The sequence below is a fragment of the Achromobacter sp. UBA5777 genome (assembly GCF_002418565.1).
GTDB lineage: Bacteria > Pseudomonadota > Gammaproteobacteria > Burkholderiales > Burkholderiaceae_B > Achromobacter > Achromobacter animicus.
This window is the reverse complement of the sequence record NZ_DIEJ01000246.1, coordinates 1-16,269: the sequence shown is the minus strand read 5'-3', so window position 1 is coordinate 16,269 and position 16,269 is coordinate 1. Positions and strand designations below refer to the sequence as shown.

General features: G+C 65.8%; 10 protein-coding genes and 1 pseudogene. 5 read left to right on the top strand and 6 right to left on the bottom strand.

Annotated features, from left to right (window positions below):
- Positions 1-66 precede the first annotated feature (66 nt).
- The gene (gene mdeB, locus B3446_RS21150; RefSeq protein ID WP_291384725.1) at positions 67-2,754 is read right to left on the bottom strand and encodes an alpha-ketoglutarate dehydrogenase; all 2,688 of its coding nucleotides are present in this window, start codon (positions 2,752-2,754) and stop codon (positions 67-69) included.
- A gap of 211 nt (positions 2,755-2,965) precedes the next feature.
- On the opposite strand from mdeB, the gene B3446_RS21145 reads away from it, so the two are divergent.
- Positions 2,966-5,017: an OPT family oligopeptide transporter gene (locus B3446_RS21145; RefSeq protein WP_191576700.1), complete on the top strand. Its 2,052-nt coding sequence runs from the start codon at positions 2,966-2,968 to the stop codon at positions 5,015-5,017.
- Positions 5,018-5,026: 9 nt separating this feature from the next.
- On the opposite strand, the gene B3446_RS21140 is transcribed toward B3446_RS21145, so the two are convergent.
- The 4 genes and pseudogenes from B3446_RS21140 to B3446_RS21125 all read right to left on the bottom strand — a co-directional run bounded on the left by B3446_RS21140 (position 5,027) and on the right by B3446_RS21125 (position 9,576).
- Entirely contained in the window at positions 5,027-6,277 is a 1,251-nt protein-coding gene (locus B3446_RS21140) for a M20 family metallopeptidase (RefSeq protein ID WP_191576699.1), read from the bottom strand.
- A 4-nt stretch (positions 6,278-6,281) separates the two neighbouring features.
- Positions 6,282-7,523 (bottom strand): annotated as a pseudogene (locus B3446_RS21135) (hydantoinase/carbamoylase family amidase); the annotation flags it as partial.
- Between the two features lie 80 nt (positions 7,524-7,603).
- On the bottom strand, positions 7,604-8,548 hold the full coding sequence (gene puuE / locus B3446_RS21130) for an allantoinase PuuE (protein WP_291384722.1): 945 nt from the start codon (positions 8,546-8,548) through the stop codon (positions 7,604-7,606).
- A 119-nt stretch (positions 8,549-8,667) separates the two neighbouring features.
- Positions 8,668-9,576: a LysR family transcriptional regulator gene (locus B3446_RS21125; RefSeq protein ID WP_291384720.1), complete on the bottom strand. Its 909-nt coding sequence runs from the start codon at positions 9,574-9,576 to the stop codon at positions 8,668-8,670.
- A 147-nt stretch (positions 9,577-9,723) separates the two neighbouring features.
- On the opposite strand from B3446_RS21125, the gene B3446_RS21120 reads away from it, so the two are divergent.
- Positions 9,724-10,965 carry an MFS transporter gene (locus B3446_RS21120; RefSeq protein WP_291384718.1) on the top strand — a complete coding sequence of 414 codons (1,242 nt, stop codon included), beginning with the start codon at positions 9,724-9,726 and terminating at the stop codon, positions 10,963-10,965.
- Between the two features lie 14 nt (positions 10,966-10,979).
- Here the strand turns inward: B3446_RS21120 and B3446_RS21115 are convergent, their stop codons facing one another.
- Positions 10,980-11,996: a 1-aminocyclopropane-1-carboxylate deaminase gene (locus B3446_RS21115; protein WP_291384716.1), complete on the bottom strand. Its 1,017-nt coding sequence runs from the start codon at positions 11,994-11,996 to the stop codon at positions 10,980-10,982.
- A gap of 192 nt (positions 11,997-12,188) precedes the next feature.
- On the opposite strand from B3446_RS21115, the gene B3446_RS21110 reads away from it, so the two are divergent.
- From B3446_RS21110 to B3446_RS21100, 3 genes are all read left to right on the top strand, one after another.
- Positions 12,189-12,659 carry an Lrp/AsnC family transcriptional regulator gene (locus B3446_RS21110; RefSeq protein WP_291384715.1) on the top strand — a complete coding sequence of 157 codons (471 nt, stop codon included), beginning with the start codon at positions 12,189-12,191 and terminating at the stop codon, positions 12,657-12,659.
- Positions 12,660-12,986: 327 nt separating this feature from the next.
- Complete coding sequence (locus B3446_RS21105; RefSeq protein WP_191576693.1) at positions 12,987-15,854, top strand: 2-oxoglutarate dehydrogenase E1 component; 2,868 nt, start codon at positions 12,987-12,989, stop codon at positions 15,852-15,854.
- A 103-nt stretch (positions 15,855-15,957) separates the two neighbouring features.
- Positions 15,958-16,269, top strand: a 312-nt coding sequence (locus tag B3446_RS21100) for a biotin/lipoyl-containing protein (protein ID WP_291384712.1), incomplete at its 3' end; no start/stop codon positions are given.

The window sequence follows — 16,269 nt, the reverse complement described above, 5'->3', positions numbered from 1 at the left end:
TTAGCTTTTAATCAAGCAAACACCAGCGCTGCATCGGTCCGATGGTCGAGGTTCGATGGACGAGAGTCAGACCTCCCAGGGCGGCGCCTGGCGGCTGCCGGCATTCAGGGATTCGCGCAGTGCGCGCGCGTCGTCCTGCCTGCCCAGGCTGTCCAGGGCGTACAGCACGATCCAGTCCGCGCTGACCTCGAAGAAATCGCGCAACCTGGCCCGGGTGTCGCTGCGGCCGAACCCGTCGGTGCCGAGCGTGCGGTAGGGCGCGGGCACGTATGCGCGGATCTGTTCGGGCACGGCGCGCACATAGTCGCTGGCCCCGATCACCGGCGCGTCGCTATCGCCCAGGCACGCGCGCACCCAGTCCTGATCATCGGGCGCGTCCAGGCCCAGCACGCGCGCGCGCTCGGCCTGGCGGCCGCTGCGGGCCAGCTCGGAAAAGCTGGTGACGCTCCAGACCTCGGCGTCCACGCCGAATTCTTCCTGCAGGCGCGTGGCGGCCATATCGGCCTCGCGCAGCATGGGGCCGGCGGCCAGGAGGCGGACCTGAGCCTTGCCGCGCGCGGGCCGCAGCCGGTACAGGCCGCGCAGGATGCCTTCGCGCGTGGCCGGGTCCTTGGGCATGCCGGGCTGCGCCAGATTTTCGTTCGTAACGGTCAGGTAGAAGAATTCGTCGCGCTGTTCGTCCAGCATGCGGCGCATGCCGTGTTCCACGATGACGGCGACCTCGTAGGCGTAGGCCGGGTCGTAGGCGCGGCAGTTGGGGACGGTGGCGGCCATGATGTGGCTGGAGCCGTCCTGGTGTTGCAGCCCCTCGCCGCCCAGCGTCGTGCGGCCCGACGTGGCGCCGATCAGGAAGCCCCGCGTGCGCTGGTCGGCGGCGGCCCAGATCAGGTCCCCGATGCGCTGGAATCCGAACATCGAGTAATAGATATAGAAGGGCAGCATCGGCAGGCCGTTGACCGAATAGCTGGTGCCGGCCGCGGTCCATGACGAGATCGCGCCGGCCTCGGTAATGCCTTCTTCGAGGATCTGGCCGTCGCGCGCCTCGCGGTAGTACAGCACCGAGCCGATGTCCTCGGGTTCATAGAGCTGGCCTTGCGCGGAATAGATGCCGATCTGCCGGAACAGGTTGGCCATGCCGAAGGTGCGGGCTTCGTCGGCAACGATGGGGACGATGCGCGGACCCACGGTGGCGTCTTTCAGCAGCGCGGTGAGCATGCGCACGATGGCCATCGTGGACGACATTTCCTTGCCGTCGGCAGCCAGGGCGAAACGCGCCCATTGGTCTGCGTCCGGCGGCGCGAGCCGCGGGGCCTCGGCGTTGCGGCGCGGGATGTAGCCGCCCAGCGCGGCGCGGCGCGCCTGCAGGTGGCGGAGCTCGGCGCTGTCGTCGGCGGGCCGGTAGAACTTGAGCGCCAGGCAGTCGGCGTCGGAAATCGGCAGCGCGAAGCGGTCGCGGAAGGCGAGCAGCGCCTCGTCGTCCAGTTTCTTCTGCTGGTGGGTCGTCATCTTGCCCTGGCCGGCCGTGCCCATGCCGAACCCCTTCTTGGTCTGCGCGAGGATGACGGTGGGCTGGCCGCGGTGACGCGCGGCGCGGTGGTAAGCGGCGTGGATCTTCACCATGTCGTGGCCACCCCGGCTCAGGCGGTCGATGGCTTCGTCCGACCAGTCGGCCACCAGTGCAGCCAGCTCGGGATTCTGGTTGAAGAAATGGGCGCGGTTGAAGGCGCCGTCGTTGGCCGCGAAGGTCTGGAACTGGCCGTCCACGGTGTTGGCGAAGGCGCGGGCCAGCGCGCCGCCTGTGTCCCGGCGCAACAGGGCGTCCCAGTCGCTGCCCCAGACCAGCTTGATGACGTTCCAGCCCGCGCCGGCGTACAGGGTTTCCAGCTCGTCGATGATGCGGCCGTTGCCGCGCACCGGGCCGTCCAGGCGCTGCAGGTTGCAGTTGACGACGAAGATCAGGTTGTCGAGCTTTTCGCGCGCGGCCAGCGTGAGCGCGGCGATGGATTCAGGCTCGTCCATTTCGCCGTCGCCGAAGATGCCCCATACCTTGCGGTCGGCGCCGGGGACCAGCGAGCGGTGCTCCAGATAGCGCATGAAGCGCGCCTGGTAGATCGCGTTGATGGGGCCGATTCCCATGGAGCCGGTTGGGAATTGCCAGAAGTCGGGCATCAGCCACGGGTGGGGATAGGACGACAGGCCGCGCAGGCCGCGCGTGGTGGCCGTGATTTCCTGGCGGAAGTGCGCCAGGTCGTCTTCGCCCAGAAAGCCTTCGAGGAAGGCGCGGGCGTAGACGCCGGGCGCCGAGTGCGGCTGCATGTAGACGATGTCGCCGGGATTGCCGTCCGAGCGCGCCCGGAAGAAATGGTTGAAGCCGACCTCGAACAGGTCGGCGGCCGACGCATAGCTGGCGATGTGGCCGCCCAGCTCGCCATGCGCCTGGTTGGCGCGCACGACCATGGCCAGCGCGTTCCAGCGGTTGATGCGGGCGATGCGCTCTTCGACGGCCAGGTTGCCGGGGAAGGGCGGTTCCTGGTCGGCGGGAATGGTGTTCAGGTAGGCGGTGCGGGTCTGGCTGTTGGCGCGCAGGCCGAGCGAGGCGGCATGGCCCAGCACGCTGTCCAGCACATAGCCGGCACGATCGGCCCCGTCCGCCTCCAGCAGGGACTGCAGCGCTTCGCGCCATTCGGCGGTTTCTGCGGGGTCGGCGTCGTCTTGGAGGGCCGTTCCGGGAAGAGGCTGGCGAGGGTCGAGCATGGTAAGTCGTCTCCTGTTTTTATCCCCATGCTAGACCCATGCGCCTGGCATGAGGCATCGAAATCCCCGGTAGGATCCAGCGCTTTCAGCATAATCTGTCGTCATGTGCGCGCGCCACGGCAGGTTCTACTGCCGGCTCGTGCTTACGGCTGGTGACCACGGGGTGGACGGCGAAGCGCTAGAATTCGCCGCTAACAATAGGGAGAAACCCATGACTGAGCCCATCCGCGTTCCGCCGGAGGTCACGCTGCCGGAGCTGACGTTCCGCGGCGTGCTGCTCGGCGCGCTGATCACCGTCATCTTCACCGCCTCGAATGTGTTCCTGGGGCTGAAGGTGGGCCTGACGTTTTCGTCCGCCATCCCGGCGGCGGTCATCTCGATGTCGGTCCTTCGCATGTTCAAGGACGCCAACATCCTTGAGAACAACATGGTGCAGACGCAGGCTTCGGCGGCCGGCACGCTGTCGGCCATCATCTTCATCCTGCCGGCGCTGGTCATGATGGGCCACTGGCAGGGCTTTCCGTTCTGGCAGACGCTGGGCATCTGCGCGGCCGGCGGCATGCTGGGCGTGATGTTCACGATTCCGCTGCGTCACGTGATGGTGGTGCAGAGCAATCTGCCGTATCCCGAAGGCGTGGCGGCGGCCGAGATTCTGCGCGTCGGCAGCGCCGAGCGCGCGCAGGACGCGCCGCAGAACGCCGCGGGGGCCTCGGCCAAACCCGCAGCCACCGGCATGGGCGACATCGTCGCCGGCGGCATCGCGGCGGCCGTGGTCAGCTTTGCGGCCAACGGGCTGCGGGTCCTGGGCGACAGTGTCAGCGGCTGGTTTGCATTGGGCGGCGCGGTGTTCCGCTTGCCGATGGGTTTTTCGCTGGCGCTGCTGGGCGCGGGCTACCTGATCGGCATCGTTGCCGGGCTGGCGATGCTGACGGGCCTGGTGATTGCGTGGGGCATCGCGGTGCCCATCCTGACCGCCATGGGCGACATGCCCGCCGGCGCGACGCTGGCTTCGTACGCCACAGGTTTGTGGTCCTCGCAGGTGCGCTTCATTGGCGCGGGCGTGATCGCCGTGGGCGCGATCTGGACGCTGGCGACGCTGTTCGTGCCGATGGCGCGCGGCGTGAAGGCGTCGTTTTCGGCATTGACCAAGGAAGGCGCCGCACGCGCCGGCGCTGCGCCGCGCACTGAGCGTGACCTGTCGGCCGGCTGGATCTCGGCGGTGACGCTGGTGCTGGTGGCGATCCTGGTCTTCACGTTCCAGGTGTTCCTGTCCGGTACGCCGCTGTCGTCGGGCGCCATCTGGAAGCTGGTGGCCTACGCGGTGCTGTTTGCCTTCGTGTTCGGGTTTCTGGTGGCAGCCGCCTGCGGCTACATGGCGGGCCTGGTAGGGTCGTCGACCAGCCCGATCTCCGGCGTGGGCATCGTCGCCATCGTGCTGGTGTCGGTGCTGATGCTGGGCGTCGGCGGCGATCTGATGGCGCTGGAAAACGGCGTGCAGATGGCGATCGCGCTGGCGATCTTCAGCACGTCGGCCGTAGTGGCGGTGGCGTCCATTTCGAACGACAACCTGCAGGACCTGAAGACCGGCTGGCTGGTGGGCGCGACGCCGTGGCGCCAGCAGGTTGCGCTGCTGATCGGCTGCGTGGTCGGTGCGGCCGTGATTTCGCCGGTGCTGGAGCTGCTGTACAACGCGTACGGTTTCGCGGACGCGATGCCGCGCGAGGGCATGGACCCGTCGCAGGCGCTGTCCGCGCCGCAGGCCACACTGATGCTGGCGATCACGCGCGGCATCTTCACCCACCAGCTCAACTGGACCATGATCCTGATCGGCATGGCCGTCGGTGTGGGCCTGATCGTGGTGGATGAAATTCTGAAGCGCACATGCAAGGTTGCGCGCATCCCCGTGCTGGCGGTGGGCATCGGCATCTACCTGCCGCCGACCGTGGCCGCGCCCATCGTGGCGGGCGCGCTGCTGGCGTGGCTGCTGGAAGGCGCCCTGCGCCGCCGCGCTGCCGCCGCCGGCCAGCCCTACGACACCTATGCCGAAGCGGCCAATCGCCGCGGCGTGCTGCTCGCGTCCGGCCTGATCGTGGGTGAGAGCCTGGTGGGCGTGCTGATGGCCGCGATCATCGGGGCCGCGGGGTCCGAAGCGCCGCTGGCGATCGTTGGCGAAGACTTCGCCGGCATGGCGTCCTATCTGGGGCTGGCCGTGTTCGTGCTGGTGGCGGTGCTGTTCTGGCGCCGGGTGATGCGGCTGGCGTAGAGCAGGGGGTCAGACACTTGAGCCCGGTTGCAGCAGATCCGCCAACGTACGCGCGATGACTTTCGTCGCGCGGCGCAGGTCTTCCAGATCGATGCGTTCGTCGCTCCGCTTGGCGTGCGATTCCAGCACCGTGCGCGGGCCTGCGCCGTAGATCACGCCGGGGATGCCGGCCTCGGCGTATAGCCGCACGTCGGTGTACAGCGGCGTGCCCATCGCCGGAATGGGTTCGCCGAACACGGCCTCGCCGTGTTGCTGGATGGCCTGCACCAGCGGCTGCGCGCCCGGCAGCGGGCGCATCGAATTGGCCAGCAGCAGCCGTTTGATGTCCACACGGATGCCGGGGCATGACGCTGCGGTTTCCTCGATGATGCGCCGGATGCTGGCCTCGACCTCGGCGGCGTTTTCTTCGGGGATCATGCGGCGGTCCAGCTTGAAGCTGACCTTGCCCGGCACCACGTTCGTGTTGGTGCCGCCTTCGATCCGCCCGACGTTCAGGTACGGATGCGAAATGCCCGGCACCTGCGACGTGATCTTGCGGTACTGCGCGTTCTGCGCATACAAGGCATTCAACAGCGCGACGGCGCCTTGCAGGGCGTCGACGCCGCTGCTGGGAATGGCGGCGTGGGCCATCTTGCCGTGCACCGTCACCTCCATCTGCAGGCAGCCGTTGTGCGCGGTGACGACTTCATAGCTGAAGCCCGCCGCGATCAAGAGGTCGGGACGCGTCAGCCCCTGCGCGAGCAGCCAGCCGGGACCCAGCAGGCCGCCGAATTCCTCGTCATACGTGAAGTGCAATTCCACCGCGCCGCGGGTCGGCTTGGCGATGGCTTCCAGCGCCCGCACGGCGAACGTGAAGCTGGCGAAGTCGCTCTTGCTGACCGCGGCGGCGCGGCCGTACAGGCTACCGTTGTCGATCTCGGCGCCATACGGATCGTGCGTCCAGCCGTCGCCGGGCGGCACCACGTCGCCGTGGGCGTTGAGGGCGATGCGCGGGCCCTCATCGCCCTCATCGCCGTATTCGCGCCGCACGATGAGGTTGGTGATGGACTGCATGCCGTAGTCCTGCACGGCCTGCGCAGGCACGGGATGTGCTTCGGCCTCAAGGCCAAAGCCTTGTAGCAGTTCTGCGGTGCGCACGGCGTGCGGCGCGTTGTTGCCGGGCGGCGTGTCGGTGGGCACGCGCACCAGTTCCTGCAGGAAGCGGACTTCTTCGTCGAAATGGGCGTCCACCCAGGCGTCGAGTCGGGCGTAATCGGTCATGGCGTTATGTCGAGGTTTCGTTGGCCAGCGCATCGAGCAGGCCCAGCATGGCCTGCGCGGCAAGTTCGATGTCGTCGCTGGTGGTGGATTCGTTAGGGTTGTGGCTGATGCCGTGGTTCTGGCCGCGCACGAACAGCATTGCTTGCGGCATGACCTCGTGCAGCTTCATGGCGTCGTGTCCCGCGCCGCTGGGCATGCGGTGCACGGCTACGCCCAGCGCCTCGACCGCGTGCTCCCAGCGCTGCTGCCAGCGCGGATCGCTGGGCGCGGCGGCGGCGCGCATGGTTTCCTCGAGCGCATAACGCAGGCCGCGCCGCTGGCAGATGGCGGCCAGCTCGGCCAGGACGTCGTCCGCCAGCGCGTCGCGCTGCGTATCGCTGGGCGCGCGCAGGTCCAGGCTGAATCGGCACTCGCCCGGCACGACGTTGATCGACCCGCTGGGCACTTCGAACATGCCCACGGTGCCGACCGAGTCGCCATCGCGGGCGGCGCGCCGTTCGACAAACAGCGCCAGTTCGGCGGCGGCCACGGCGGCGTCGCGCCGGCGGTCCATGGGCGTCGTGCCCGCGTGGCTGGCCAGGCCCAGGATCTGCACTTGATAGCGCACGCAGCCGTTGATCGACGTGACGACGCCCAGCGGCAGCCCCAGTTCGTACAGCACGGGGCCTTGCTCGATGTGGACCTCGACAAAGCCCAGGTAGCGGGCCGGGTCGCGCCGCAGGCCGGCAATGCCGTCGAGGTCCAGGCCCGCGCGCAGCATCGCGTCGCGCATGGTGATGCCGTCGGCGTCCTTCTGATCCAGCCATTCGGGCTTGAAATCGCCGATCAGGGCGCCCGATCCCAAAAACGTCGCGCGATAGCGCTGGCCTTCTTCTTCGGCGAAGGCGATGACCTCCACGTCGAACGGCAGCCGCCGGTTCTGGCGGTGCAGCGCGCGCACGCAGGCCATGGGCACGAAGATGCCGAGCCGGCCGTCGTACTTGCCGGCGTTGCGTACCGTGTCGAAATGGCTGCCCGACATGAGGATCGGTGCGCCGGGCTGCGCGGCACGGTAACGCCCGACCACGTTGCCGACGGCATCGATGCCGACCTCGTCAAAGCCGCAGTCCCGCATCCATTGCGAGATGCGCGCGGCGCAGGCGCGGTGCGCGTCGGTCAGGTAGGTGACCGTGAGTTGGCCTTTCTCGGCGTAGCCGGGATCGCTGTAGACGCTGAGCGCCTCGTGCCAGTCCCAGATGTCCTTGCCCATTCCGGCCTCGCCGACGCGCTCGCGCGGGCTCGGCTCGGCGTTCGGATCGTTCAGATTGTTGGCCATGGTCGTCCTGTTCAACGGTCGGGGGTGTAGGGGTGCGTGGCTTTCCAGTGCCGCGCGATGTCCAGCCGGCGGCAGATCCAGACATGGTCGTGGCGTGCGATGTGATCCAGAAAGCGTTGCAGGGCAACGATACGCCCGGGCCGGCCAAGCAGGCGGCAGTGCATGCCGATGCTGAGCATCTTGGGCGCCTCGCTGCCTTCGGCATAGAGCGCGTCGAAGCTGTCTTTCAGGTACTGGAAGAACGGATCGGCGTGTGAATAGCCCTGCGGCAGCGCAAAGCGCATGTCGTTGCAGTCCAGCGTGTAGGGCACGATGAGCTGCGGCGCGGTCGAGCCATCGGTCTTGCGGACCTGCATCCAGAAGGGCAGGTCGTCGCCGTAGTAATCGCTGTCGTATTCGAATCCGCCGTCGTCGGCGACCAGCCTGCGCGTGCGCGGGCTGTCGCGTCCGGTGTACCAGCCCAGCGGCCGCGCGCCGGTCAGCGTGGTGATGGCGTCGATGGCCAGCCGCATGTGCTCGCGTTCGGTGGCCTCGTCCACGTCCTGGTAATGGACCCAGCGCCAGCCATGGCAGGCGATCTCATGGCCCAGTTCGACGAAGGCAGTCGTCAGATCGGGATGGCGTTGCAGGGCCATCCCGACGCCGAATACCGTCAGCGGCAGTCTCCGCTTCTCGAATTCACGCAGGATGCGCCACACGCCTGCTCGCGACCCGTATTCGTAGATGCTTTCCATGCTGAGATGCCGGTCCGGATAGCTTGCCGGGTTGAACATCTCGGACAGGAACTGCTCGGAGCCGGGGTCGCCATGCAGCACGCTGTTCTCGCCGCCTTCTTCGTAGTTCAGCACGAACTGCACGGCGATCCGCGCGTTGCCCGGCCATTGCGCGTGCGGCGGATTACGTCCGTAGCCGACGAGGTCGCGAGGGTAGGGCAGCGTGGTGTCGTAGAGGGGCATCGGCGGTCGCAGGAAGGGGGCTGATCGGTCGCGTCATAACGCGGGTCCGATCATGTATACAAAGTATGTACATCAAATACCAGCCGCCGGCCATCGGCGAATGCCCTACACCGCGGTTTTCATGCTCTCGCGGCGTCGCGCTCCTTGAACAATTCCTGCCCCATGAAGTCGATGAACACCCGTAGCTTGGGCGCCAGATGTTTGCTGGATGCCCACAGCAGCCGGAATGTGCCCTGGTGTTGGACATGGGCGTCCAGCACCGAAACCAGTTCGCCACGCTGCAAGGCAGGCCGCACCAGAAAATCGGGCAGGCACGCGATGCCCAGGCCCGCCACCGCCACATCCAGCAAGGCTGCGGACGTGTTGCACACCATCGACACAGGGAGCGTCCATTCGGGCATGCCTGCGTCGCGCTTCAGCGGCCACGGTTCAAGCTTGCCGGTGCTGGGAAATCGGTGCTGCAGACAGGCGTGATGCTGCAGATCTGCCGGACTGTGCGGCGTGCCGCGACTGGCCAGATAACCCGGCGCGGCGACAAGCAGCAGACGATAGGTGCCGACCGGGCGCGACACCAGCCGCGAGTCCGTCGGCTCGCCGGTGCGCATCACGATGTCGAAGCCTTCGTTGATGACGTCCACCAGACGATCGGAAAAATCCACGTCCAGTTCGATCGCGGGATAGCGGTGCATGAACGCGGTCAACGCCGGCATGACCAGCATCCCGACCAACGGAAGGCTGATGCGCAATCGGCCTTGCGGCGCCTGCCGCGTTTCGGAAAGTTCGAGTTCGGCGGACTCGAGTTCGCACAGGATGCGTCGGCAACGCTCCAGGAAAACCGCGCCTTCGGCGGTCAATGTGATGCTGCGCGTGCTGCGGTGGAGCAGGCGCACGCCCAGGCGGGTTTCAAGCCGGCAGACGCTCTTGCCCACGGCCGACGCGGACACGCCGAGATGGCGGGCGGCTTCGGAATAACTGCGCGTTTCGGCGGCCTGCACGAAGGCAGCAATGGCGCTGAGCGATTCAACCATGATGCGATTCAGGACAATTTGTCCGATATGTTTTGAACCTCGGCATTATTGTCCCGGACCGCACTTGCCGCCAACATGGCTGCCTTCACACAACACGTGCCGGCGTTGGGGATTTCCACCCGCCGCCGGCCAATCAAAAGGCAGAACATGGCAGGTAATCAGGCGGCGGCCCCCGGTCCCGGTGTGCGCGAGGCGCGTCTTCCCATTGCAGCACTGCTGGCCCTTGCGCTGGCCGGTTTCGTCACGATCCTGACGGAGGCGCTGCCGGCCGGCCTGTTGCCGCAGATCAGCGCGGGGCTGGCTATTTCCGAAGCGATGGCCGGACAGCTGGTGACGATCTACGCGATCGGTTCGCTGGTGGCGGCGATACCGTTGACCGCCGCGACGCAGGGGGCGCGCCGCCGCCCGCTGCTGCTGGCGTCGATCGCCGGCTTCGTTATCGCCAACACCATCACGACGGTGTCCGCCAGCTACGTGCTGACGATGGCGGCACGTTTTGTGGCGGGCGTGTCCGCCGGGCTGCTGTGGGCGCTGGCGGCGGGCTACGCCGCGCGCATGGTGCCGGAGCGCCAGAAGGGGCGGGCCATCGCCATCGCGATGGTGGGCACGCCGCTGGCGTTGTCGCTGGGCGTGCCGGCGGGCACCTTCCTGGGCAACCTGGTGGGATGGCGCTGGTGCTTCGGCATCATGAGCGTGCTGGCGCTGATCCTGATGGCGTGGGTGCGCATCCAGGTGCCGGACTTTGCGGGCCAGGCTTCGGGCAAGCGCGCGCCGCTGCGCCGCGTCTTCACCCTGCCCGGCGTGCGCGCGGTGCTGTTCGTGGTGTTCGCATTCGTCCTGGCGCACAACATTCTCTATACCTACATCGCGCCATTCCTGGCGGCGCGCGGCATGGAGGACCGAACGGACGTGATGCTGCTGGTGTTCGGTCTGTCGTCGTTGGTCGGGCTCTGGGTCATCGGTGTTCTGATCGACAGCCACCTGCGCGTGATGACGCTGGCCAGCACGGTGCTGTTCGCGGTGTCGGCATTGGTCTTGGGCATCAGCGGCAATGATCCGGCCGTGGTGACCACGGCGGTGGCGGCATGGGGCCTGGCGTTTGGCGGGGCGCCGACGCTGTTCCAGACGGCACTGGCCAAGACCGCGGGCGAGTCGGCCGATGTGGCGCAGTCGATGCTGGTCACGGCCTGGAATCTGGCGATCGCGGGCGGCGGCGTCATCGGCGGCCTTCTGCTCGACGGCGTGGGCGTCGCCGCCTTTGCGCCCGCGTTGGTGCTGTTGCTGGCGGCGACGCTGATCGTGGCGGCAGCGGCGCGCCGCCATGGGTTTCCCGTGGCGGCCGGGCAGGGCGGCAACGTTACCGCAAGTCCCCGCAAGGCCACCCCGTGACGCCGAATCCGCCGCTATCCGTTGCGGTAGAGAAAGCTGTAGGCGTTGATCGCCGGCACCCCTCCCAGGTGCGCATACAGAACCCTCGAGCCGGCGGGAATCTCGCCCTTGCGGATGATGTCCATCATCCCCTGCATGGATTTTCCTTCGTACACGGGGTCGGTCATCATGCCTTCGAGACGAGCGCATGTGCGGATGGCGTCGTTGGTTTCGGCTGAGGGCAGGCCATACGCGGGATAGGCGTAGCGCGTGTCCAGCACCACGTCCTTGTCTTCGATGGGCTTGTCCAACCCGACGAGGTCTGCGGTGCGCCGCGCGATGCGCAGGACCTGCGCGCGGGTCTGGTCCGGCGTGGCCGATGCATCGATGCCGATGACGCGGTCGGCGCGGCCGTCGGCGGCAAAGCCCACCACCATGCCGGCCTGCGTGCTGCCCGTGACCGCGCAGACGACGATGTAGTCGAACTTGAATCCCAGCTCGGCTTCCTGGCGGCGCACTTCTTCGGCAAATCCCACGTAGCCCAGCCCGCCCAATTCGTGATCGGACGCGCCCGCCGGAATTGCATAGGGCTTGCCGCCGCGGCGTTTCACTTCTTCCAGTGCCTCTTCCCAACTGCGGCGAAAGCCGATGTCAAAGCCCTGATCGACCAGCCGCACGTCCGCGCCCATGAGGCGGCTCATCATGATGTTGCCGACGCGGTCGTAGACCGCATCCGAATAGTCCACCCAGTTCTCCTGGACCAGCACGCAGGCCAACCCCAGTTTGGCGGCCACCGCCGCGACCATCCGCGTGTGGTTGGACTGGATGCCGCCAATCGTGACGAGCGTGTCGCAGCCTTGTTCCAGCGCTTGCGGAATCAGGTATTCGAGCTTGCGCAGCTTGTTGCCGCCGAAAGCAAGGCCGCTGTTGCAGTCTTCACGCTTGGCGTAGATCTCGACCTTGCCGCCGAGATGCTGCGACAAGCGGTTCAGCTTTTCGATCGGGGTATCGCCAAAGGTCAGGCGATGACGGGGAAAACGTTGCAGATCCATGGTGGCTCCTGGTGATCCTGGCGGGCCCGGCGTGGCGGCGGGGTTCGCAAAAATCATAGAAATCATGGGGCTGAAGGGTCAATTGCGTATTTTTTAATTCCGCCAAATTGAAAGGTCGTTATCTGCGATTAATGGAGCTATTATTTCTAAAATAAAAATCCAGGCGAAATTTAATTTTCAGGGACGCAACCAATGACCGCCGTTTTCTCGCTGGACCGCATCGACCGCCAGATCCTGCGCATTCTTCAGGACGATGCGCAGATCACCAATCTGGACTTGAGCGCCCGCGTGCATCTGAGCCCGGCCGCGTGCCTGCGTCGGGTGGAAAGGCTAAAGAGCGAAGGCGTCATCCGAAAGACGGTCGCGTTGCTGGAACCGGCTGACGTCGACATGGCCACGCTGGTCATCGTTGGTGTGGTGCTGGATCGCTCGACGCCCGGTTCCTTCACGGACTTCGAGGAAGCGGCCAAGGGCATCAGCGGTTGCCTGGAATGCCATCTGGTGGCGGGCGAATTCGACTATTTCCTGATGTTGCGCATCCGGGACCTGGAACGCTTCAACAAGCTGCATGCGGGCGAGATCATCAAGCTGCCCGGCGTACGCCAGATTCGTACTTTTTTCGTGCTCAAAGAGATCATGTCGACCACCGCGCTGCCCGTTTGACGACGCGTAAACGCAACACTCATCTTTTCTGTTATTTGAAATGACGCGCTGCCGCATTTTGCATTGACGGATTTTGGTGGCGCGTAGACGGCGGATTGGAAGGGGTTGGACGGACATTCCGTTGCCGCATGACAGCATTCCGAAAGGCCTTTTGCGTCACAGAAATGCAGGAAGACGCCCATAAACTCAAAGGGTTATACTTCTCGACCATAGGCTTTCAAGGCTTGTACGCGCCTTCTGCCCCTGCTATCCGCCTAACGGGAAGCCCGTGTCGCGGAAGGTTTTCCTGCATCGTCTCGAGTGAAGCACTCGTAAAGGTGAAGCGATATGTCTTCGGAAATAGAATCTCTATCCACGTCTTATCTCTTTGGGGGTAATGCCCCATATGTCGAGGAGCTTTACGAAGCCTACCTCGATAACCCCGGTTCGGTACCTGACAACTGGCGCGAATATTTCGACCAATTGCAGCACGCTCCCGCTACCGACGGCCAGGAATCCACTCGCGACCAGGCCCACGCTCCCATCGTCGAATCGTTCGCCCAGCGCGCCAAGGCCAATGCCTTCGTGCAACGCGCGGCCGAACCCGATCTGAGCGTCGCCAGCAAGCAGGTCTCGGTGCAATCGCTGATTGCCGCCTACCGCTCGCTGGGCTCGCGCTGGGCCGATCTGGACCCGCTCAAGCGCCAGGAACGTCCGCCGATCCCCGAGCTCGATCCCGCCTTCTACGGCCTGACCGAAGCCGATCTGGACCAGACGTACTCGGCCACCAACACCTACTTCACGACCGCCAGCACGATGACGCTGCGCGACATCCTGAAGGCGCTGCGCGATACGTATTGCCGCAGCATCGGTGCAGAATTCACGCACATCTCCGACCCCGCCGCCAAGCGCTGGATCCAGGAACGCCTGGAAACCACGCTGGGCGCGCCCACGTACACGCCGGAAGAAAAGCGCCACATCCTTCAGCAGTTGACTGAGTCCGAAGGCCTGGAACGCTTCCTGCACACCAAGTACGTCGGCCAGAAGCGCTTCTCGCTGGAAGGCGGCGAAAGCTTCATCGCCTCGATGGACGAAGTCGTCAACCACGCCGGTGAAAACGGCGTCCAGGAAATCGTGGTCGGCATGGCCCACCGCGGCCGCCTGAACCTGCTCGTGAACATCATGGGCAAGATGCCCGGCGACCTGTTCGCCGAGTTCGAAGGCAAGCACGCCGAAGGCCTGACCGACGGCGACGTGAAGTACCACAACGGCTTCTCGAGCGACCTGTCCACGCGCGGCGGCCCCGTCCACCTGTCGCTGGCGTTCAACCCCTCGCACCTTGAAATCGTCAACCCCGTCGTCGAAGGCAGCGTCCGCGCTCGCCAGGAACGCCGCGGCGACGCCGAAGGCCAGCAAGTGCTGCCGGTGCTGGTGCACGGCGACGCGGCCTTTGCCGGCCAGGGCGTCGTGATGGAAACCCTGAATCTGGCGCAGACGCGCGGTTACGGTACGGGCGGCACGCTGCACATCGTCATCAACAACCAGATCGGCTTCACCACGTCCGACCCGCGTGACTCGCGTTCGACGCTGTATTGCACCGACGTGGTCAAGATGATCGAAGCCCCGGTGTTCCACGTCAACGGCGACGATCCCGAAGCCGTGGTGTTCGTCACCAAGCTGGCCCTGGACTATCGTCAGCAGTTCCGTCACGACGTCGTCGTCGACATCGTCTGCTTCCGCAAGCTGGGCCACAACGAGCAAGACACCCCGTCGCTGACGCAGCCCCTGATGTACAAGCGCATCGGCCACCATCCCGGCACGCGCAAGCTGTACGCCGACAAGCTGACCACGCAAGGCGTGCTGGCCGACGGCGAAGCCGATCAGCTGGTCAAGGACTACCGCCAGCTCATGGAAGACGGCCAGCGCACCATCGAACCGGTGCTGACCGACTACAAGAGCAAGTACGCCATCGACTGGTCCCCGTTCCTGGGCGCCAAGTGGACCGACCAGGCCGACACCGCCGTGCCGCTGGCTGAACTCAAGCGCATCGGCGAACGCATCACCACCGTGCCGGAAGGCTTCACGGTGCACCCGCTGGTCGCCAAGCTGCTGAACGACCGCCGCACGATGGCCAAGGGCGAAATGAACCTGGACTGGGGCATGGGCGAGCACCTCGCCTTCGCGACCCTGGTTTCCTCGGGCTACGCCATCCGCATCACCGGCCAGGATTCGGGCCGCGGCACGTTCACGCACCGCCATGCCGTGCTGCACGACCAGAACCGCGAACGCTGGAACGACGGCACCTACATTCCGCTGCAGAACGTGTCGGAAGGCCAGGCCCCGTTCACCGTCATCGACTCCGTGCTGTCCGAAGAGGCGGTGCTGGGCTTTGAGTACGGCTTCTCCAGCGCCGAGCCCAACACGCTCGTCATCTGGGAAGGCCAGTTCGGCGACTTCGTCAACGGCGCCCAGGTCGTGATCGACCAGTTCATCAGCTCCGGCGAAGCCAAGTGGGGCCGCCAGTCGGGTCTGACGCTGATGCTGCCGCACGGCTACGAAGGCCAGGGTCCCGAGCACTCGTCGGGCCGCATCGAGCGCTTCCTGCAGCTGTGCGCCGACAACAACATGCAAGTGATTCAGCCGACCTCGGCTTCGCAGATCTTCCACGTTCTGCGCCGCCAGATGATCCGCCCGTTCCGCAAGCCGCTGGTGTTGTTCACGCCGAAGTCGCTGCTGCGCAACAAGGACGCCGGTTCGCCCCTGACCGATCTGGCCGGCGGCAGCTTCCGCCCGGTCATCGGCGAGGTCGACGAGGCCATCGACGCCGGCAAGGTCAAGCGCGTGCTGGCTTGCTCGGGCAAGGTGTACTACGACCTGGTCAACGCCCGCCGCGAGCGTGGCGCCGACAACGTCGCCATCATCCGCGTCGAGCAGCTGTATCCGTTTGCGCACAAGTCGTTCGAAGCCGAACTGCGCAAGTACCCCAAGGCGACCGAAGTGATCTGGGTGCAAGACGAACCCCAGAACCAAGGCCCCTGGTTCTACGTTCAGCATCACGTGTACGAGAACATGGTCGAAGGCCAGAAGCTTGGTTACGCAGGCCGTGCCGCGTCGGCATCGCCGGCCGTGGGCTACCTGGCCAAGCACCAGGAGCAGCAGAAGGCCCTGATCGAGACGGCCTTCGCGCCCAAGTTCAAGGTCATGTTGACGAAGTAACCTTTACTTGATGCACGCGCCGCGGGCGGCAAGTGTTCCGGAACCCCGTTTCGAACCTTGCCGCGCCGCGTGACAAGAACATACTCTCTACGGAATAAACAAAATGGCTATTACCGACGTCGTCGTTCCCCAACTTTCCGAATCCGTTTCCGAAGCGACCCTGCTGACCTGGAAGAAGCAGCCGGGCGCTGCCGTTGAAGCCGACGAAATCCTGATCGAAGTCGAAACCGACAAGGTCGTGCTGGAAGTGCCGGCCCCCGCCTCGGGCGTGCTGGCCGAAATCGTCAAGGGCGATGGCAGCACCGTGACCTCGGGCGAAGTGCTGGCCCGCATCGACACCGCCGCCAAGGCTGGCGCCGCCGCCACCGCACCGGCTGAAGCGCCGAAGGCCGCCGAGCAAGCCGCTGCTGCTCCC

Excerpts from the sequence above, each read along its gene's own strand:
- B3446_RS21115 (WP_291384716.1), bottom strand. The coding sequence starts at position 11,996 with ATGGATCTGCAACGTTTTCCCCGTCATCGCCTGACCTTTGGCGATACC.
- B3446_RS21145 (WP_191576700.1), top strand. The coding sequence starts at position 2,966 with ATGACTGAGCCCATCCGCGTTCCGCCGGAGGTCACGCTGCCGGAGCTG.
- B3446_RS21125 (WP_291384720.1), bottom strand. The coding sequence starts at position 9,576 with ATGGTTGAATCGCTCAGCGCCATTGCTGCCTTCGTGCAGGCCGCCGAA.
- puuE (WP_291384722.1), bottom strand. The coding sequence starts at position 8,548 with ATGCCCCTCTACGACACCACGCTGCCCTACCCTCGCGACCTCGTCGGC.
- B3446_RS21120 (WP_291384718.1), top strand. The coding sequence starts at position 9,724 with ATGGCAGGTAATCAGGCGGCGGCCCCCGGTCCCGGTGTGCGCGAGGCG.
- B3446_RS21140 (WP_191576699.1), bottom strand. The coding sequence starts at position 6,277 with ATGACCGATTACGCCCGACTCGACGCCTGGGTGGACGCCCATTTCGAC.
- B3446_RS21105 (WP_191576693.1), top strand. The coding sequence starts at position 12,987 with ATGTCTTCGGAAATAGAATCTCTATCCACGTCTTATCTCTTTGGGGGT.
- mdeB (WP_291384725.1), bottom strand. The coding sequence starts at position 2,754 with ATGCTCGACCCTCGCCAGCCTCTTCCCGGAACGGCCCTCCAAGACGAC.
- B3446_RS21110 (WP_291384715.1), top strand. The coding sequence starts at position 12,189 with ATGACCGCCGTTTTCTCGCTGGACCGCATCGACCGCCAGATCCTGCGC.